1 protein-coding gene is annotated in these 21817 nt (G+C 55.4%); it reads right to left on the minus strand.

The window, feature by feature from the left end:
• Window positions 1-4: 4 nt before the first annotated feature.
• A complete protein-coding gene (locus tag LOC70_RS20495) occupies window positions 5-21562 on the minus strand; it encodes a tandem-95 repeat protein (protein ID WP_230255833.1) in 21558 nt (7185 codons plus the stop codon).
• Window positions 21563-21817: the final 255 nt, after the last annotated feature.

Genomic DNA, 21817 nt, shown 5'->3' on the forward strand with positions numbered 1-21817 from the left:
AGGCTTAGAACAGGTCTCGCAGAGCTGCGTCCAATTGCGATTCGTTGGAGTCCTCTTCCTTCTCATCTTGAGTTTGGTCACTCGCGATGAGATTCAAGACATCCACTTCCACGCCGGAGTCGCTGTTGTCGATCCATTTCGATGCACCGGACGAGACGCCTTCCGAAGCGGTGGACGAGGAAGCTCCCAGTCCGCCGGTCGTGACGTTGTCGCTGGCCAGCAAGTTGCTAGTGGTTCCAATCGGTTCACCGAAGCCTTGGGTTTGACTGTTCAGTTCGTTGATGACTCGCAAAGCGTCCAGGGAAGAGATGAAACTATCACCGCTTTGGTCGTAGTAGAACTGCTCATCCACTCCGTTGTTGGTTCCGATGCCGTAATCGTCATCGGTCACTGGAATGCGTTCGGCACTGGAGCTGCCGCTGACTTCATTCAAGCGGTTGATGATCAACAACGCATCCAAAGCCGTGACTTCGCCGTTGCGGTTGACATCCGAGAAGCTGACAGGGTTCTGCAGACGACTGGAGACGGTGTTCAAGTTCAACCTGGTAGGTGCACTTCGGTTTCCATTCTCATCGGCCACGGTGAAGACCAAGAAGTCATCCCCGGTGTAACCCGCGTTTGGCGTGTAATGGATCATGCCATCAATCACATCAGCCGTCCCGTTGCTTGGCTGGGTGATGATCTGGATGGTTGAAAGATCCAATGCGAACGCGGTGGTGAAGCTGTCTGAAATATCAATGACACCGGTGCGTCCGACAGAGGTACCGCCCATGATGACATCAGCGGTGGGACGCCCCTGCAGTTCGACGGTGGCTTGAGCACTGGCTTGGCCAAGGTCATCCGCAATGGTGTAGGTGAAGTTGTCCACACCCGCGAAATCGGGGCCTGGCAGGTAAGTCAGCACACCATTGTCGTCGGACAGCGTTCCGAACTGAGGCTCCACGACGATGGTCAATGAAGTTCGGTCCAAAGTGCCGTCGATGTCAGAATCGTTCGCCAACGGATCGCGGTCTTGATCCAAGACCGTTGTGCCGACGGATTCGATGAACAGGCGGTCATTCACCACGACGGGAGCGTCGTTTCGACCTTGGATCGTCAGCGTCACATTGGCGGTCACAATGTCCGTCAACGCACTGTCGTCTTGCAGCCCGTATTGGAATGTGTCCGTCAGTGTTTCGCCCGGACGAAGTGCTTGAATGGCATCTGCATCCAGTGGCGAGTAAGCGATCTCGCCCGTGACTTGATTGATCGTGACGGTCGCACCCAACGCGGTTGTGGTGTCCAACTCGACGAAGTTCAAGCTGTCTGCAAGGTCAGGATCGCTGTCGTTGGCGAGCAGATCATCGATGCTGAAGAACAACACGGCGTCTTCGGTCGTCGTGAACGAATCGTCATTGGCGACCGGGAGGTCTGCCGTCTCCGTGATGGTGATCGGCAGGATCACCGGTTGAGAGCTGCCAGCGAAGACGCCGTTGTCGAAGTCTTGCAGAGTGACCGTCACGTTGGTGCTGCCCGCCGCGTCGTCCGCGACGGTGAAGGTCAAGACGCCGTTTTCGTCAATCGCAGGTTGTACCGCGAAGAGGTCTTGGTTTTCGGCGGGAACTTGAACCAAGAAGGCGACCGTTTGACCGGCTTCGTTGCCAGGGCCGGCGGAAATATCCGAGGCCCAAGGTTGAGAGTATGCACCGCTGTCTTCCAGCACCGTCACCGCGGGACCGGCAGTGAAGGTTGGCAAGTCATTGACATCTGCCACCGTCAAAGTGAACTCGACCGGGGCACTTTCGCGAACGTCACCATTGGCAGCGTCGTTCGGACCACTGTCGACGGCGATCAACTGATAGGTTGCCGAGCCGCTGTTTTCATCCGAGGTGGTGAACTGGAGTGAACCGTTCGCCAGGATTTCCAAGCCAGTTGGATTCCCGACGGAAGTCTGCAGCAGATCGGTGTCTCCGCTGACATAGGCAAAGCGATACTCGGTGATGGTTTGAGCCGCAGCCGTGTTGGTTCCATCAAACTCATCCACCGCACGTCCGCCAGCTCCGGTTCCCGGAGGACCAACGAGCACGGTACCAAGCCAGTCAGGCAGGGTGACCTGTCCTTCACTTTCTTCGACCACAATCGGTGCCAACGGCGAAACAATCGGAGCGTCGTTGACCGGTGTCACCACCAACGAAATGGTGGCAGGCGTGGTTCGTGAAAGATCGCCGTCGCTGACTTCGTAAACGAATTGGTCGGTGCCAACGAAGTTCAATGGTGGCGTGTAGACGTACGCCGTCGCACCAGCCCCGTTTGGAGTTGGCGTCAGCGTTCCACCCATCATTGTTTGCAACGGAACGTTGATCGCTGAGAGCACTTGCGTGTCGTTCTCGCCCGGCAAGCCGTCGACGGGCGAGTCAGGGCCTGCGATGAAGTTGCCTAGCAACGATCCGTTGATGGCTCCATCGACAGGAATGTTCAGTGCGCTGTCTTCACGAGTGGAAATCGTGATGGTGTCGCCCGTTCCGTTCGCTGGAATTGGAGCGTCGTTGACAGCCGTCACGTTGATGGTGATTCGGCGAGCCAAAGACTCGTTCAAATCGCCTCGGCCCAGAGCCGGCCCTTCGCCGTTGTCGCGTGCGTAGACGTCGAAGACAAATTCGCCAAAGACGCCCGGTGCGGCTTGGAAGGTCAGGTGACCGGCCGGCACGATGGTGGGCAGTGTGCTGAAGGCTTGGCCGGCCTGTGTTGAGGAGATGTTGACCGGTTCAATGCGATTGAACGTCACCGTTTGAGCCGACGTCAAGCTGAACTCATCGCTAGCGGTTGGCGTTGGCCCACCGAAGATGTTGAACGCAAAGTCGTTTCGAACAAACATATTCGCGTCTTCGCTGACATTGATCACGGTTTGTGCAACGTCGAACTGAGGACGATCGTTGACCGGATTGAGGACGAACTGAATGCGTCCAGTCCGAGTCAGCGGCGAGGAATCCAACTGCTGATCGCGGATGTTGAAATTCGTGCCGTCATCGATCACTTGATAAGTGAACGAGTCGGGCAGGTTGTTCAGCGAGTTGATGTTGGTCGGCGGTGTGTACTCCAGCGATGCCGGCGTGCCACCGTTTTCTGGAATGTAGGTGACCGAACCGCCAAGCGTCGTTGGCAAGGTCGTGAACGGAACCAACTCTACCGTTTGTCCGCCACCCAACGTGCCATCGGCTTCGTTCGCAGGTCCGGGGGTGTAGATGTCCAGCAAGCCTGGTCGTGAATTAATACCTGCAGAATGTAATAAAATCGAGTACGGCATGCCTGTCGTGCCATCGCTGGCGGTGTTGTCCTCTTTGATGGTCAACACAAGCGTGCCATCGGCGAGGATTTCATATTGGTCATCGGCCAGACCGGTCAACGGTGTGGGAGCCAAATCGGACAGACGCGGCTGATCGTTGACCGGCCGAACGTTGACGGTGACGGTCAATTCGACCGACTTCGGCGAGAACGGATCGGTGTCAGAGACTCGGTCCGTTGCCAACATCACGAACACGCCCGTGCCAACGGCATCTGGTGACGGATAAACCGTCAACGTGCCATCATCGGAGACTTCAGGAGTGAAGCCAGGACGGAACAAGTCCGGCACGCTTTGGCTGACATATTCCTTGAAGGTGAAGAACACGTCCTGACGGGTGTTCTCGTCCAATGCGGTCGATTCGGCCGGATCTCGACGTGTCGCCCAATCAGTCAGACTGGTGCCCCGGTTGTCATCGCGTTCGCGAATGTCGACGGTTTCGCGGTACTCAATTCGTGGTGCATCGTTGACCTGGATCGTGCGGATCGTCACGCGTCGAGAATCGGATCGGTTGTTGGAGCCAACACCACCGACGGTCGTGTAATCCGATTGCTGGAACCCAGCGACAGGTGGATTCATTTGACCGTTGATGTAGTCCGTACCCGGGATCGAGGTCGCACCGAAGTCTTCGACGATGTACGAGAAACGCTCAAACGGATCGAACGGCGATTCTTGGTTGTAATCCACGTTCGGCACGTACTGACCATCGGTGAATGCACCCGATGCGTCGAAGTTGAAAGTGACCGTTCCGGTCGCCAATGGAATGACCATCCCATTGAGGTTGTCACGGTTCACGACGGTTGGTGTGCCACTGGCATTGGTCACCGTGAACTGAACGACACGCAGACCTTGTTCGTCTTCGTCGAACTCGTTGGTTGTCACAACACCGTTTGCGAAGTCCGCTGTTTGTGCGTCTGGAGTGCCTTCGAGGAACGTTTCCGGAGTCAGGTTGAGGACCGCTACGTTGCCCGTTGGCAGTCCGGTGATCGGGGCGAACTCTTCGACTTCATTGACCGTCAGTTCGCGATCGTAAGCGACGGGCTGATCGTTCACCGGAGTGATGTTGACGGTCAGCGTGCGAGTCACACTACGAGGCGAATCTTGCATCAATCCATTGATGTAAGACTGACCATCATCCGTGGCCGTCACGGTGAACACCGCGTAGCCGTAGGCGTCGGCATTGGGTTGCAATTGCAACACACCGAATCGATCCAGGATTGGATCGCTGGCGAACATGCCGCTTGGTGCCGAAACCACGTCCACGCTGAAGCTGACTTCCTGAACTGATCGTTCATCCAGTGCCGTCGCCCGAGATGGATGGATCGCTTGGGGCAATCCGTGAGCCAACGGGTTGTTGGTGCTGATGACTTGGCCAGCATAGATGTCATAGAAGACGGTGTTGAACGCGGCGCCTTCGTCGTTGATGTCTTCCGCGAACGTGACGGTGTTGAATTCGGGGAATTCAGGCACGTCATTGATCGCTCGGACCGTCAGCGTCATGTCGCGAGGAGCCGAACGGTTGTTCGATCCAACCCCAGCAACCGTTGTGTAGTCGATTGTGCCGGTTGCATCTGGTTCTGGACGATCGGCACCGGGGATCGAGGTCGGGGCGAAATCTTCCACGATGTAGCTGAAGACTTCGGTCGGTTCAAATGGCAGTTGATCGTTGACGTCAACGCTCGGCAGGTATTCGCCTTCGATGAACGCACCGGTGACCGGATCAAACTCGAAGGAAACGGTTCCGCTGACCAACGTGATCGGTGTGTTATTCACATAGTTGGTCGCGTTGACCGTCAATGGATCTCCGTTGGCCAATCGAACTTGGAACTCGACCACACGCAGGCCTTGTTCGTCCTCGTCGAACTCCTCAAACGTGACCGTCTCGTCCGAGAAATCGCTGGCGGTGGCTAGCGTCGGATTCGCGGTTGTGCCACCCAAGAAGTCTTGAGGTAAAAGCGGCAAGCGTGCGACGGCGCCGGTGGGCAAGTCGTCTGGTGCCGAGAATTCCTCGTTTTCGGTGACTTCCAAATCACGATCAAAGGTGACCGGTTGATCATTCACTGGAGTGATGTTGATCGTCAACGTTCGGGTGATGCTGCGAGCATCGCTCACGAGCCCACCCGCACCATCGTAGCTGCTGCCGTCATCCGTTGCCGTGACTTCAAACACAGCCCAACCGTAGACATCAGCCCGCGGGGTCAACGTCAGGACGCCGAAGTCATCCAGTGTTGGCAAGGTTTCAAACATGCCGACCGGTGATGAACTCGCGAGCGACGTGAACGTGTAGCTCAGCGATTGAGTTGGTGCGAATCCGAGTCCATCGCCACGTTCGTCCAACGCGGTGTCACGGCTGACGAAGATCGCTTGCGGACGCATTGGGTTGGCCGGGTCATAGCTAGCGACCACATTGCCCGAATAGATGTCATAGAAGACGGTGTTGAATGCGTCGCCAGTATCGTTGATGTCTTCGGCGAAGGTCACCGTGTTGAACACCGGGAACTCTGGAGCATCGTTCTGTGCTCGCGTGGTGAGCGTCATCGTCCGCGGAGTCGAACGATTGTTCAGTCCCACCGGCGGCGAACCACCATCGTTGGTGTAGTCGACTTGCTCGGTGGTTCCGGTGACATCCAACGAACCAGGGATCGTTGTCACGCCGAAGTCTTCGACCACGTAGGTGAATTGCTCGTTTGGTGCGAACGGGCTTTCCTCGTTGTAGTCCACGTTCGGGAAGTAAATACCGCCGGTGTAGGCACCGCCCGCAGTGATGTCGTCGAAGTTGAACGTGATGCGGCCAGTTGCCAGCGTCAGTTCCACGCCATTGTTGCTCTCGGCGTTGACCACTTCAGTGGATCCATCGGCCAGGGTAACCGTGAACTCAACCACACGCAGGCTCTGCTCTTCCTCGTCGAATTCATCGACCGCGTCGATGTCATCGGTGAAGTCACTTTGCTCGGCCAGTTCGGTGTTCTCGGTGGTGCCACCAAGGAACTGTTCCGGTGTCAAATCGATGGAAGCGACCGCACCGGTTGGCAAGTCATCCGGTGAAGAGAATTCCTCGACCTCCATGACTTCCAGTGCTCGGTCTTCGGTGACGGGAGCGTCATTGACCGGTGTAATGTGGATGGTCAGCGTTCGAGTGATGCTACGGAAGTCGTCGACCAACATTCCGGTGTTTGGATCGTAGGACTGCCCGTTGTCGGTCATGGTGACTTCGTAGAGGGCGTATCCATACGCATCGGCATTCGGCGTCAGCGTCAGCACACCGTACTCATCCAGCACCGGATCGGAGTTGAACATTCCCGCTGGGACGTACAACGGGTTGTAGGTGTAGGTCAGCGTTTGAGTCGCAGGAGCCCCACTGCTGTTACCACGTTCGTCTTCGGCCGTGTCACGACTGACAAAGATGGCTTGCGGCAGGTTGTGAACGGCTGGATCGGCCGACGCGATGACTGACTCACCGTAGATGTCATAGAAGACGGTGTTGAAGGCGTCGCCCGCATCGTTGATGTCTTCCGCGAAGGTCACCGTGTTGAAGACGGGGAACTCGGGAGCGTCGTTCTGTGCCCGTGTGGTGAGCGTCATCGTCCGAGGTGTCGAACGATTGTTTAGTCCCACCGGCGGCGACCCACCATCGTTGGTGTAGTCGACTTGGTCTGCCGCACCGCCGTTGATGAACTGCGACCCCGGGATCGAAGTCACGCCGAAGTCTTCGACCACGTAGGTGAATTGCTCGTTCGGTGCGAACGGGCTTTCCTCGTTGTAATCCACGTTCGGGAAGTAAGTACCGCCGGTGTAGGCACCGCCCGCAGTAATATCGTCGAAGTTGAACGTGATGCGGCCAGTGGCCAGCGTCAGTTCCACGCCGTTGTTGTTCTCGGCGTTGACCACCTCGGTGGAGCCATCGGCCAACGTGACCGTGAACTCAACCACACGCAGGCTTTGCTCTTCTTCGTCGAATTCATCGACCGCGTCGACGTCATCGGTGAAGTCACTTTGCTCGCCCAATTCGGTGTTCTCGGCGGTACCGCCAAGGAATTGAGCTGGCGTGAGGTCAATTGATGCGACGTCACCAGTTGGTGAATCATCCGGTGATGCAAACTCTTCCACTTCATCGACCTCGAGAGCTCGATCGAAGGTGACGGGAGCGTCGTTGACCGGTGTGATATGCACGGTCAACGTGCGATTGATGCTGCGAGGGTCGTTTGGCAGGTTGTAGCTACCGCCATCGTCGGTCAGCGTGACAACGAACACCGCGTAACCGTATGCGTCGGCACGCGGCGTCAACGTGAGCACACCGTACTCGTCCAAGGTTGGCGTGGTCTCGAACATTCCGTCTGGTTCGTAGACCGTCGCAAAGCTGAAACTCAGATTCTGAGTCGGAAGTGCACCGCTGTCGTTTCCACGTTCATCCTCCGCTGTCGCGCGACTGACAAAGATCGCTTGTGGCAGGTTGTGAACGGCTGGATCCGCCGACGCGATAACGGCTTCCCCGTAGATGTCATAGAAGACCGTATTGAAGGCATCGCCGGCATCGTTGATGTCTTCGGCGAAGCTGACCTCTCCAAAGATTGGGAATTCAGGGACATCGTTTTGTGCCCGTGTGGTGAGCGTCATCGTCCGCGGAGTCGAACGATTGTTCAGTCCCACCGGCGGCGAACCACCATCGTTGGTGTAGTCGACTTGCTCGGTGGTTCCGGTGACATCCAACGAACCAGGGATCGTTGTCACGCCGAAGTCTTCGACCACGTAGGTGAATTGCTCGTTTGGTGCGAACGGGCTTTCCTCGTTGTAGTCCACGTTCGGGAAGTAAGTACCGCCGGTGTAGGCACCGCCCGCAGTAATGTCGTCGAAGTTGAACGTGATGCGGCCAGTTGCCAGCGTCAGTTCCACGCCGTTGTTGTTCTCGGCGTTGACCACTTCGGTGGATCCATCGGCCAACGTGACCGTGAACTCAACCACACGCAGGTTTTGTTCTTCCTCGTCGAATTCGTCGACCGCGTCCATATCGTCGGTGAAGTCACTTTGCTCGGCCAGTTCGGAGTTCTCGGTGGTGCCGCCGAGGAACTGTTCCGGTGTCAAATCGATGGAAGCGACCGCACCGGTTGGCATGTCATCCGGCGAAGAGAATTCTTCGACCTCCATGACTTCCAGTGCTCGGTCTTCGGTGACGGGAGCGTCGTTGACCGGTGTGATGTGGATGGTCAGCGTTCGAGTGATGCTACGGAAGTCGTCGACCAACATTCCGGTGTTTGGATCGTAGGACTGCCCGTTGTCGGTCATGGTGACTTCGTAGAGGGCGTATCCATACGCATCGGCGTTTGGCGTCAACGTCAGTACACCGTACTCGTCGAGCACCGGATCGGAATTGAACATTCCGTTTGGTACATACAACGGGTTGTAGCTGTAGGTCAGCGTTTGCGTCGCAGCAGCCCCACTGTCGTTTCCACGTTCATCCTCAGCCGTATCACGACTGACAAAGATGGCTTGCGGCAGGTTGTGAACGGCCGGATCAGCCGACGCGATCACTGATTCACCGTAGATGTCGTAGATGACCGTGTTGAAGGCGTCGCCCGCATCGTTGATGTCTTCCGCGAAGGTCACCGTGTTGAAGACTGGGAACTCAGGCGTGTCGTTCGTAGCATGCGTGGTCATGGTGACCGTCGCCGCTTCGCTAGTCAGGCTGCCGTGACCAACACTATCGAGTGATTCACCTGGGAAGTTGCCCGCACCTGGAACTGGGATCTCCGAGAAGTCTTCCACGAAGTAGGTGAACAGGTCCGTTGTGTCGAATGGTGATTCTTCGTTGTAGTCCACGTTGGGTTCGTAAGAACCGCTTACGAATTCACCGCTGTCCGCGATGAACATGCCCGGGTTCATTGGGTCGGCGACCAGGCTGAACGTTAGCGTTAGAGTGCCATTCGCGGTCGTCAATGTTTGAACCGGAGCCAAGCCGGTGACTGCATCGTAAGTCAGCAAGCGTGCATCAACCGAAGCTCCCGCGGGATCCGGCAAGCCAATCTTGATGACTCGCAGATCTTGTGCGTCCTCGTCGAAGTCCGCCGGGAAATCGGCTGGTGGAGTGACCTCAAGTGCTGATCCGGAACCACCGAGGCGGAGCAAGTCGTCTTTGGAGAAGTTCTTGAATCCAACGCCATCGCTCTTGGGATCTGGGTTCGCTCCACCGGTGACATCTGCGTCCTCTCGATATTCCAGCAGATCAAGTGACAGGTCGTTCGCTTGCGGCGTGTCGTTCACCGGCTTAATGAGGATGCGTACGGTCGCGGTGTGGCTGAGAGGGTCCGGCTCTTCCATCATTGATCCAGGCATCCCTTCGGGACCAAGATCAAACGTGATGCCACTGTCGGTCACCGTGTAGGTAAAGGAGTCTTCCCCGTAGGTATTCTGTGCCGGCGTGTAGACAATGTCGCCATTGCTGTCGATCGAAACCGTTCCACCAAGTGCACTGGTGGCACTCACTGCGGTCACGGTCAGTCCCGCGTCGTTGGTGTTGTCGTTCTCGTCAGCTGCCGAGTCGCCAGCTTCCTTGTCATTTGCGATCAGATAGGCCTGAGGAATAACCAAAGTTTGGTCTTCGGTCGGAACAGGGACGGGAGCCACGGGATTCATCGGGTCGGGACCGATAAAGAATGCGTTCCAATCCGCGTTGTTTTCGCTGATCACGTCTTCCGCAGCGACAGGAGCGTCGTTCTTCGGTTTGACGTCGATCTCAGCCGTCGCGCGAGCGGTCAGCTTCGGTCCTGTCGAAGTGGTGTCGTCGGACGAATCCACCAAGTCTTGACCTGGGTTGATCAACTCGCCGTCGTCTTCGATCGTGAATTGGAAATCATCACGCAACAGCGAGTTTCCGTTCGCGTTGTCCTGGTTCAGGTCGGTGTCAGCGAGATAATTGACATCCAGCAAGTAGCCCGTCGTCATATCCCAGTTGGGAATGATCCGGCCGCGAGGAGTCTTGAATCCTTGGGTCGGAGTGGTCGTCGAGGAGGTAATGTCGGTCGTGACACCGCCCACCGTTGTGTGCAACGCAATCACGTTGAACGTTTGGATGGATTCATCCCAAGGTGCCGACTGAGTGGAGCCATCGGGCAAGGTCAGCGTGAAGTCGCGGCTTTCGTCACCAAACGCACTGTCCTTCAACTGTTCGGCCGTGAAAGTCCGCTGCGTATCCTCCAGCGCCAGCAGCGTCAGATTCTCCACCGAAGGCACATCGTTGACGGGCTGGACATCGATCGTGACTGTTCCATAACCGATCGGGTTACCCATCACATCATTCACGGGACTAGCCGCACCAGTCGCTTGGTCATAGAGGCGATAGGTGAAGGTGTCGATGCCGGCGAAGTCTTCGACGGAGTCGTAGACAAACTCACCGGTCGATGGGTCCAAGGTCAACGTGCCGTAGGATGGACCATCGACAACCACCGCAGTGATCGGCATGAATTGAGCCGCATCAAACGTGTCGTTGCCGAACACAGATGGATTCGATCCCAAGGTCGACGAATCCAAGACTTCGTCCTCGTCAACGATATAGCTGTCATTGACCGGTTGAGGCAAATCAACATTGACAATGCTGACTTGATAATCTTCCACCTCACCACCGATCACCAGTCCCGTCGGTGTCGCGTTGCCTTCTGGTGATAAGCGGAAACGAGCCCAGGTCACACCCTCGGTCGCATCATCTGGGGTGAAGATGGTGAAGGTGTTTTCGCCCGCTGTTACCGGCACCGAGTCTAGGATCGTTTCTGTCGAGGCAGCGAAGACTCCATTGCCATCGAAATCAACCCATGCGTCAACAAAGCCGTCGGACGTTGCGTTGATAACGATCGTCGTTCCACGTGGATCAGCCGGGTTGAGGTAGCCGGACACCTGGCTTGGATCGGTGAACGTCTCGTCTGATACCACCATTGGGTCGACGAAGACGTAGTGGTTGTTTGCTGCAAGTGGAGGGTTTGCACCCGGGGCACCTGCGGTTTGGAGTTGAGAAATTCCGATACCGTCTTCGTCATCAAATTTCGACAGAGTGATAGTGGCTGGAGTGCCCGCACCAGAATCGCTCGTTTGGAAGTCAAGCTCAACATCAGCACCAAAGTCGACGAAGACCTTTGCGATGGCATCGCTCAATGTCACGCCCAATTCGTCGGTTGTCCCCAAGGGATCAAATTGCACGGCGATGTTGTCACCCGACGGGGCAGTGCCTTCTAAGACGAATTCGAAGGTGGCTTGGTCACCGAGCAGTTCAGTGACTTGCAGGATATCGCCAGGAAGTGGCAACAGATCAATCCCGAGCGATTCCACACCAACGCCGACGGTGGTGATGGAGAACGTTCCAGGAGCGGCATTCGAAGTGAACGTGATGTTGCTTCGGTTGTCATCAAACTGGCCACTGGCCCGCCAAGATTCGGCTTCGTCGTCAATGCGTGAACCCAGACGCAAGTCGCCTTCATCGATCACCGCATGACGGGCACCATCGTTGACAATGTTGGTCCCGTAGCTCGCGGGGGCATCACCAAAGTCGAGCTGAACGGTGGGCAAGATAATCGTGAAACGGGTGGTTCCATTTTGACGATTCGGACGCAGTAAGTTCCCTGCACGGTCCGCGATGAACGTGTTGTCTAGCCGGATTTCGTAGACGCTGCTTGGCTCCCACAAATTCGAAACTGGTGTCAGTCGCAATTCGCCAGAAGAAGCATTGAAACCGAGGGTGAAATCTTCTCCCTCTGTCAAGTCTCGTCCATTGCGACGGACCACCACGCTTGCTGCGTTTACCGTTGCTGGATCGATTCCGGTGCCTTCGAATTTGGAGAAGATGTTCTCACCATCTGACAGCAAGATGGAGAATGCATCCAACACAGGATCAGTCAGTCGCAAATTGGTTGCGGTCGGATCCGTGTCTTGGCCGGCGTTGTCGTTGTCCGTCGGAATCAGTAGCGTCGCGAATGGGCGTCGACTGTCGACGCGATCAATTGCTCCAAGGTCGACGGTCCCTGCGGTGGTGCCACCCGAGTTGGCACGGACTTGACCCAGTGCGTCGCGATCTGGGGTCAGTACGGGAGACGGTGGAATACCTAGCAGAGCTTTAAATTGCGAATGAAGCGAACGTTCGTTGGCATCTTCTGAATCATCCAAAGCAACGGATCCCGCTGCCAAGTAGAAATTCGATTCAAGAATTGCTTGTGCGGGAGTGCCAGCAGCAAACAGTGTCGTGGCAGAGATAATGAAGTTGGTGCCCTGGGTGCCGTCGTCGCCGTTCCCGTGGAACAAATTGTTTTCGATTTCCGTTCCGGAATCTTCGTTGTTCGTGACAATTCCAACACCCAAGTCAGCAAAAATATTGTTCAGAACGATGGGACTAGCGTTGCTCGAGACGGTGAGTCCGGTGCCACTGCCATCACCAACGATCGTGTTGTTGATAATTCTCCCGTAGGGAAGAGGTTGTTGCGGATCAGTGCTATTTGGACCATCGAATTGAATTCCGTTGCCGCCGACAATCACGTTGTTGAGAATGACGACGCCCGGGACGAGCGATGTGCTGTCTTCGATCTCGAAGTTCTTGAGGGCGCCCGGATAGGTCACTCCATTTCCGTCGCCTTCTGTTCGGCCTGGTTGCACATGAACCCCGACCACGGATGAATCCCGGATGATGTTGCTCTCGAGGAGGAATACGCCTTGCGAGCGTTCGCGATTCTGGTCAGCGAGTAATAGGGTTCCGCCACTTTCCATCGTATGGCGAGCGTTCGTGTCGAACGTGTCGAGAATCACGATTGATCCGTTGTCGCCGAACGCATCGGCGTAATCACCACCTCCGACGCCATTCAGGTAGATAATGTCGTTTCGTTCGATAACATTGGCTTCGTTTCCACTCAAGCCATACAAAAAGCCTTCACCATAATCGGTGCGTCGAATCTCTAGTTGGTACTCACCATTCAATTGAGGTCGACGTGCCAATTCGGTCGCATCCAGGTTGGTTCTCGGATTGGCAGCGAGATTTGTGAAAGCGTTTGCAGCTGAATTGCTAGGTGCCGCGGTGACCATTTCCCCACGTTCCGCGAAACCAACAATGATATCGTCGACATAGAAGCCTTCTCGATTGTTGTCACGAGCAAGCGTGCTGTCGGGTTCGTCATAGATGCCATATTCATCACCTTCCAGGTCATCCAATGAGTTACCAGTGGTGCTGAAACCGAAGCGGAGTTGAACGTTTGTGTCCCCGGCGAATGTCGACAGGTCAATTCGGGCCTGTCTCCAAAGGTTGCTGTTTTCGTGCAGTTCCTGGACGGTGCGTCTCGTTTGTGCCGCTGGGTTGACACTCGACGAATCATGAGGATTCGAAAGGTGCGAAAGGTGCTCAGGCAGTTCGGCGTCGTAGTCGCCATCGTCTGTCAGTGTGCTGTTGTTGGTCGCGACCAGTTCCCAGCCATTGCTTTGGTCGCTTCGAGCGTAGACACGCGCACTGTCACGGAAGGTCGGGTCTTCATCCGAGTCGACTCCGGCGGAATTCTGGGTTTCCAAGAAGTAGTTGAAGTACAACGTTGGACGATCCTCTGAACTCACTCCGCTTAAATCGAACGTGCCAGAATCAAGCAGTCCTCGAGCACCTCCAGGGAGATCATATGAGTTGTTCAGCAAGGGGTTGCTGGACAAATCTGCATGCTGCACTTGGGTGATGCCGAACTGGTTATTGTCTCCAGCGGGATTGAGGTACTTGTTGGAGCCGTTCGCCGGCGTACTATCCCAAGTCTCCAGCCCAAAGTACCAACTGGCACCGCCATTCGCTTCGGTCGGGTCGTCGTCACCGGTTGCAAGATCGCCTGGGATCGCGTGCCGGGTCGTGTTTCCGGATCGGCTTCCGTCCGGTGCTTGGTTGACTCCATGCCCCGCGTCGCTGCCGCGTCGCATTGTCGGATGCCAAAGGTTGAAGTCCGACGGGCTAAAGGCGACACCCACGGCCGATCCGCTCAGGCTCTGCGTGTTGCCGTTAACATCACGAGTGATGGATATTGAATTCGCGTTGCCCGCAAAGATAGGAGCCGGAGTGTTTTTTGCTTCGAAACCTCCAACATCTGCTGTGCCCCTACCCAATGTGTCTTCGGGGTCAAACGCAAACAGTTCACCTGATGTCGTTGTAGCGAAAAGCATACGACGATAACGACTGTCTTCCACGTTCTCGGGTCCGAGCGCCAATCCTGCGAAACTCACAGAAGAGTCTTGGTAGAGTATCGTCGCTTCACCGGTAGATTCATTGATCGAGATGAATTCCCCATTTTCTGTCACGCCATATAGGTCGCTGGAGCCAAAACGAGAACTGAACGAAAGGCCGGTTACTCGGCCCATCGGTGTCCCAACACCAGGAGTGTTTATCGGAGTGGTATTAGCTACAGCCTGAGTTCCATTCGCTCCATCACTGTTGGCGCCGTTTCCACCCGCAATGACCGCGATCACCATCTGGCTTACGTCATCGTGATTATTGATCAAGTCGACGATCTGCTGTGCAGAAGGACCACCCGTGGCTGGTGTCCCAACGATGTCCAACTCAATGTTTATCACTGAAGCCGAACCATTGTGCATGTTGTTTGAGAACGAGGTGATTTCGGTGGTGCCGTCAACTACCCGTTGCAGGTTGATGACGATATTTCCATTTTCACCTGGTAGCTTCGAACGCACGAGAATGTCCGTACGCTGCGCAGGATCTGCCGCATTCACGAATGAGAAGGTTGACGTGGATGTCGTTACCCCTGCCGGCTGAATTTCACCTTGGAAGCCATAGTCGGGGCCGTTCGCAGATGTACGTGGCGAGGCATCGCCATTTTCTCGACCCAGATAAAGTCGAGAGGTCGTGAAGTGGGTCGCACTCGTACCTGTGCCTCGTGTTGCCGTTTCTCTGACCGAATAGTAGGTCAAGTAATCAGGAACATTGTTCGTGGAACCAACACGCTCAAATGTCAATGCATCGACGTCGTCAGAATCCATGAACTCTTGAGCGCGAGCGCCATGGCTGCCAGCGTCATCGTCGATGGTCGATGTGTTTGGGGTGGGACCAACACCTAGAATGCCATCGTTTTGACTGGCGATGATCGCCCCTGTGTTTGGATCGATTTCAACAAGCGTGCCGACCGATCCATCGTTTCCGTCAAGTCTTGCATAGCCAAACATGCGTCCATCGCTGCGAATCACAATGTCCTGAATGTCATTGTCGCCGGCATTGAGGTTGGTGTTGTTCGCGGGGAAGTAGTTCCGGTAAGCGTTTCCACCATTGAAAGGATCGGCCAGATAGAAGTTGTCGTCCGAACCATTCGACAACTGTGTCACACGATCGGTGATCATGAACAACGGAACATCGCTCAGTGCCAATTCGCCAATGTGGGTTTCCAATTCGACAGTTGAGTCAATATTGAAGATGGCGGGTGTGGTCGGAAGGATCCGCACTTCCTCGTTAATTGGGGTGTCGCGGTCGTCAGCGTTACTGGTGTATCCGCTGAAACCGATGTGGTCTTCGACGATTCGCTGAACTGAGTTGACGGGTTCGAGTCTGGTGAGACGCGCATCTGGCCCGCCATTCGGATTGGCCGTGTAAAACTGAACGGCTGCCGATGTTGGAACCATCTGGTCACTCATCACGGCCACGTAATAAACGCTGCCGGGTGTCAAATTCACTGGACCGATGTAGGGGTCGCGGTCGCCAACGGTGCCTCTCGAAAGATCGTCCAAACCTCGTCCGTCAGCGGCACTTGGGTCGGGCCGGTCGTCGTCAATGTTTGATTCGCGGCCGATATAGATCAACTCATTGTTGCTGTTGAAGACAGCGATGGTGGAATCCAGTCCCGAGACTTGATCCGCGTAGTCGATGTCGAATACGAGAGCAATCGTCGATGCCTCTGGAGAAGGCTGTCCCATATGGGTCAAGTCGACTTCGTAGACGTCGACGTCCGCCGCGTTTCCAATTTCGCCCGCAATCGAGAGGGCCACGGAATCGCTTCGAAGCAGATTGATCAGTGCTTGTCCGCCACCGAATTCGGCCGCGGCATCGCCAGCTTCTGCTGCGTCACCTGTTAAAAAACTGTTGCTTGGAAGTCCTTGGACATCAATCGCGGTCGTTGCGTATCGAATGTCTGCGAAACGAACGGTTGATCCAGGGAACTCGTCAATCTGCTGCATGCGGATCTGCAAGCGGTAACCGCCTGCTGTCACGCCTTCGAGCGATCGAACGCGAACAAAGTACTGTCCTGCACCAGTTCCTGGCAATTCGATCCGCATCCCAGGATCTTTGTGGTTCAACGTGTAGGTGTCTCCACCCAGGTTGAAGTTCTTTGTCAATGGATTCGCAGCAACGCTTCCGCTCGTGAACACATTGGGATCGGAACTCGCCGCCAATACGTTGCCAAGGTTGTCGATCAGTTCCACCACACCATTCAGCGATGAACCGGTTCGGTCGAGGTCGATCCAGACTTCCGTGCCGCCTGTTGCTCCGAAGCTATAAACATCCACGTCATCCGGCGCATCGGGGCTGATGTACCCCATGACCTCAAATCCAAGTCGACGATTCTCGTCGCCGCTCTTCATGTCGGGGGCTAGGGTGCCAAGGTCCTGGGCGCGGTTGCCACTTGGGCGATCGTTCAGTTCGTTGCCACTGGTCAACGCCGGTTCCAGCTCACCGATCAGTGCGACGTTTCGATCGTTGCTGAATTCATCGAAGACAAAGCCACGCCACGAGCCAGATGTGCCGTTGCTTTGTCCATTGTTTCCAGTGTCGAAAACGATGTCGCCCGACGGTGTGTACCCTGCGCCGACCGTGTCGTCGTTGATGTCGGTGATGATGACGGGATAGCCGGGTTGCCCGATGACATGAATCGTTCCACCGATGCGGTCGTTGATGTCCAGTGGAGATCCAGTTGCCGTGAATCCCGAATCCGCACCGTTGACTTTCACGACCAGACTTTCCGAAACGCTGCTGAGCATTCGGATACCGCCGTAGGTCGACAAATTGCCACTGGACAGTTCGCCGTTGACCACATGAACGATGTCGGTGTCGTCCCAAATGATTTCCGTTGTGATATTGGAATCGTTTAGGACGCTTGCCGCATTAAAATCTGGATCGTCAAATCCCGAGCCATCAAAGCGGTCGATCGGAGTTGTGTTGTTTCGGATGTCAAGGCCGTTGACCGCGTTGTTCTCGAGTTCGTTGATTCGAATGAGGGGACCGCGATTGTCGTCGAACTCTTTGAATTGATCGTTGAGTCCTGTTTGCCGGCCTGGATCGGCAAAGTACTCGTGTCGCAGCGCATTGACGTTGATGCTGATGGCAGGTCCAGCGTTGTCAGTGATTTCGTTTCCGATGATGGCGGGTTGAGCGCCACGCACGTAAATCGTCGCTGGGCTGTTGGCTCCGATGCCCGCACGAATCACGTTGGCGTCATCCGTGGGATCTTGCGGATCGTCAACGAGATCTATCGGATGCCCATCAGCGTTCAGCGTGATTGAGCTATTCGCAATTCTCACGAGTGCTTGATGAACTTCGATGACATTGAAGTTCGATAGTCCGCCCGATACCCCGGGGACTTCGGCATCGCCACCACCATAAGAGATCAAGGCATGATCAATGCTACCTGAGGACGCTTCGCTGAAGATGATCCCAGCCCAATCCCCTGGCGAACCGGTGCTCCCAGGATTGCGGTTGAGATCGAATGCCCCACTTCCACCGAAGCGATCATCCAGCACGGAGGTGAAGATGATCGGTTCATTCTCTGTTCCTTCTGCGATCAGATTGGATTGACCACGCTCGGCTTCAATCCGGGACCCATCCAGTTTGATGATCATGCCTGGATCGATGACCAATCGACCAGATGGTCGGGCATGCAATACGCCGGCGATGATTTCTGGACCACCAGGATTTCCCTGAATGATCAGGCTTTCATTGATGATGTGCGGAATATCTGTGTCATCGAAACGGCCAGAAACGGTCATCTTGTCGAGTACACGACCCGAACCATCGGTTTGGATGAAGACTAGCAGGCCGTTCGATCCATTGTCCTGTAGGTAGTTCCCCGAGATATCAGGACCGATTCGATTCAGAGAATCCTCAAAGCTGTCAGGTGTGGCCAACATGGCGACATCAGCACTTTCGGTGATGGTGCTGAAGGTTACCGTCGGCCTTGCATTGAGGATGTGAATAGGAGCAAAGTTTGACTCGACCGAATTCACAAAAACTTTGCCGCCGCCCTGTTTGATGTCGGCATAGTTGATGGAGTTGAGGAAAATGCCACGGCTCTCAAGGTCGGAGTCATCGCGGATTACGATGCCCCCAAAGTCGCCGCTGGTTGGAGCAAAGGCATCATTGCCGTCGCTCTCGCCACCTGCCGTGTCGTCGTGGTAAGACCGCAAGTAGACCGGGATGGTTGGCGTTCCAAGCAATTGGATGGCTCCGCCGGATCGATTGGTGTCCGTACTTGCAACCGTTCCAATGTCGATGTTCGCCGCTCGCATTTTGAGAAGCACCCCCGCATCGATCATTACCGTGGTGTTGCGGGGAACGCGAAACTGCGCACCATCTTCTAAGACATTGGCATTGGGATCGACTCCAACCAAGTAAGGCGTCAATTCACCCAAGTCGTTCACCAATGGGTCATCGGTTGCAAAGGTTCCACTGACCCCTGAGTCGACTGCATTGCCGACGATTCGAATGACCTTGGGTGCCATCTCCAAGGAGGGGGCGTTGTCCAGAGATAAAGTGTTCTCTGCCGCGACCGAGAGTGTGCCGCCGGCGCTTGAAGCAATCGTCGTTCCTGCGACCGTATTGATTCGGCCCGCAATGATGGAAGCAGCATCGGCGGCATCGGTGGCAGTCGCCAAATTGATTGGGTTGGTGCCGGATGTCCCGAACGTGAATGTCAACGTGACGCCAGCGATGGCGACCGACAGTGTTTGCCCTGTTAGTTCGGCGAAGTTTGTTGCCGATAGATCCTCCACGACTACTTCGTCATCACGATTCTCGGCGTCTGCCAAAGCTGCGTCGATTGTGTCATAAGGAGTTGCCAGACTACCGTCACCGCCAGCGGCCGAAAGCTTGTCGACAAAGATCGTGTCTGGCGTATCGGTTGCCTGGAACCAGAACGAATACGTTCCACCGCTTTGCCCGTCCGCATCGCCATCGATTGGGGTGCCGCTGACATCTCGAAGTTGTTGCCCAGCAACCAACGATGGTTCAAATGTCAGTTGCAGTCCATATTCACCAAAAGTTGAGCCGCCAAATCCACTGTCGGGGGACGCTGGGTTGTACTGGTCGTTGCCCGCACTGGAGACGCCGACGAAGTATTCTCCAGCTTCCAATTCAACGTCAACGTAGGAATCGCTGCCAAAGAAACTGTAGTTGCCAGCGATCTCGGTGGAGCGGTCCGGGTGTAGCGGATCTCGTTTGAATAGACGCAGATGAGTATTAAGGAGACTCGGCGTCGATAGACGCTCGGCGAACGTTTCGATCTGGACCCGTCCTGGCGAATCGAGATTGAATCGGTAGACGTCTACATCCGTACTGACAGGAGGTGCAACTCGTTGGAGATAGACCAGATCAGCTTCACCCGGTTGCGTGTCAGAGATAGGGGCGATCCCCATCGTCGTGTGCTCTTCGTAGGTGTGCCCTAATCCCAACGCATGCCCTACCTCATGGAACATCGTTCCCGTAAAGCCATCTCCGAACGTGCTGATGTTGTCGAAATCTTCGAAGTCGAGAACGATTTGACGCGAGTTGGCTAGACCGGCAGTCCCATCAACTTCAGAAACCTCGTCTGGGTCCGCGGCACGCAAATCTCCACGCCCAATCGTCAAGGCTCCGCCTGTGTCCTGTTCAATGAATTCGTAGCCGAGTTGCTGGGCATAAATTTCCAAGATGCCCCGGGTAATTTCTTTTTGCTCAGGCGTGATCAGGTTTTGATAGATGTCGCCGATCGCGTTGGCTGGAAATTGTGATGGGAATGAATAGGTCACCACTTTTTCAGAAAAAACGTTCGGAGCTTCTTCCTGAGTGCCAATCGCTGATGTCAACAGGTTCGGAAGCGGTGGAAACTGTGGGAACGGCGGTTGAAGATTTCCCGCTGCCGGCGAGTTCGGCTTGTAGTGATTCTGGACTTGGACGTTCCGGTGACTTGGGTAATCAAGTCCGCCTGGGTACCTTGGTTGAGGTACAAGAAATTGAGGTTCAATCTCGCCCGAGACCCGATAGATGCCTTTCGCTATATTCCCCGAAAGATTGTCGATCTGAGTGGCTGTGTCCATCGAACTATTCAGGTCGTTCGATGCCGTGAACGCCGTTTGGAGAATAGGGGTGTCTTCACTGGTACCGACGTCCAAACGAAAGTTGCCATTGCTCAGAACTCCTGGCGCGAACGCCAGTTCGACACGGTTCTGGTTTGGGTAATAGGTAGCATCGATTGGATTCGCAGAGAAGGAACCGTCGTTCGCATTGATCAAACGATAGAAGTCTTCGTTTTCGGCGTCGTTTAAGTCGAGCCTTTGATCATCAAAATAGACATCGATCCGGTCACGAAGATGTGTGAGCGAACCGTCACTGTTTCGCTCCACCGGTTGAGGGACGACGGCGACGACTTGTGCTGCGCGGTCCAGGGTGAAGGTGGAGGCGAAATCGACGCCTCCGTTGAAGGCCACATTGCCGCTTGCTTCTTCGCTTTCGAGGCTCGCTGTGATCTCGATGCGGTAGATGTCATCGGGCAGTGATGCGGACGGATCGGTGGCGTTGTGGATTGCGTTGCTGGCCGGACGCATGACGATGCGCTGACGTCCTTCCAAAGACGTGTCGCCGGGCGTTTCCAAACCCAAGTATCCGAGGCTCACTTCGACTTCATTGCCATCGCCGAACGTGCCATCGCCACCGGCACGAACCAGACGCACGTTTCCGTCGATCGTGCTTTCCACCAAATTCGCATTGCCGTTGAACAGCAAATTCAATTCGCGGGGAGTGTTACGAAGCGTGTCACCGTCGGAAATCAATGCGCCAGCGTCAGGCCGAATGGCCAAGACTTCCGCGGCTAGCAGTTCACGTTTTTCGAGGGATTCGTGGCGGAGGCGTCGGTCGGCGGTCTGCCATTTGCTTCGTCGGGAGAGGCGATCGTTGCGGAGGCGGCGATTTTTCGTGGCGCGTTGGCCATTTTCGGTGCCTTCCATGGCGGAAGAAGTGTCTGTAGCAGCGTTGCCTAGCAATGAATGAAAACGGCGAAGCGTCATGAGAAACTCGAAAAATGTAGGGATCCAGCCACGGTCACCGTGACAGCGAAGCGAATCGAATGAACCAGAAGAAAAGAATGAATTTCGTCGTGGGAAACAGACGTTGACCCGCCGTTTGCGGCCTCAATCGAGGCGCAGCGGGGGCCCGTCGGACCTCTGAAGATAATTGGATAGTCAACTCGAATGCGGGAAAGTGCTCAGAAATTCCATCAAATTGTCGCCCCAATCGTCGCAAACCTAACGACCTGAACTCAC

This window comes from Rhodopirellula halodulae, assembly GCF_020966775.1.
Lineage (GTDB): Bacteria > Planctomycetota > Planctomycetia > Pirellulales > Pirellulaceae > Rhodopirellula > Rhodopirellula halodulae.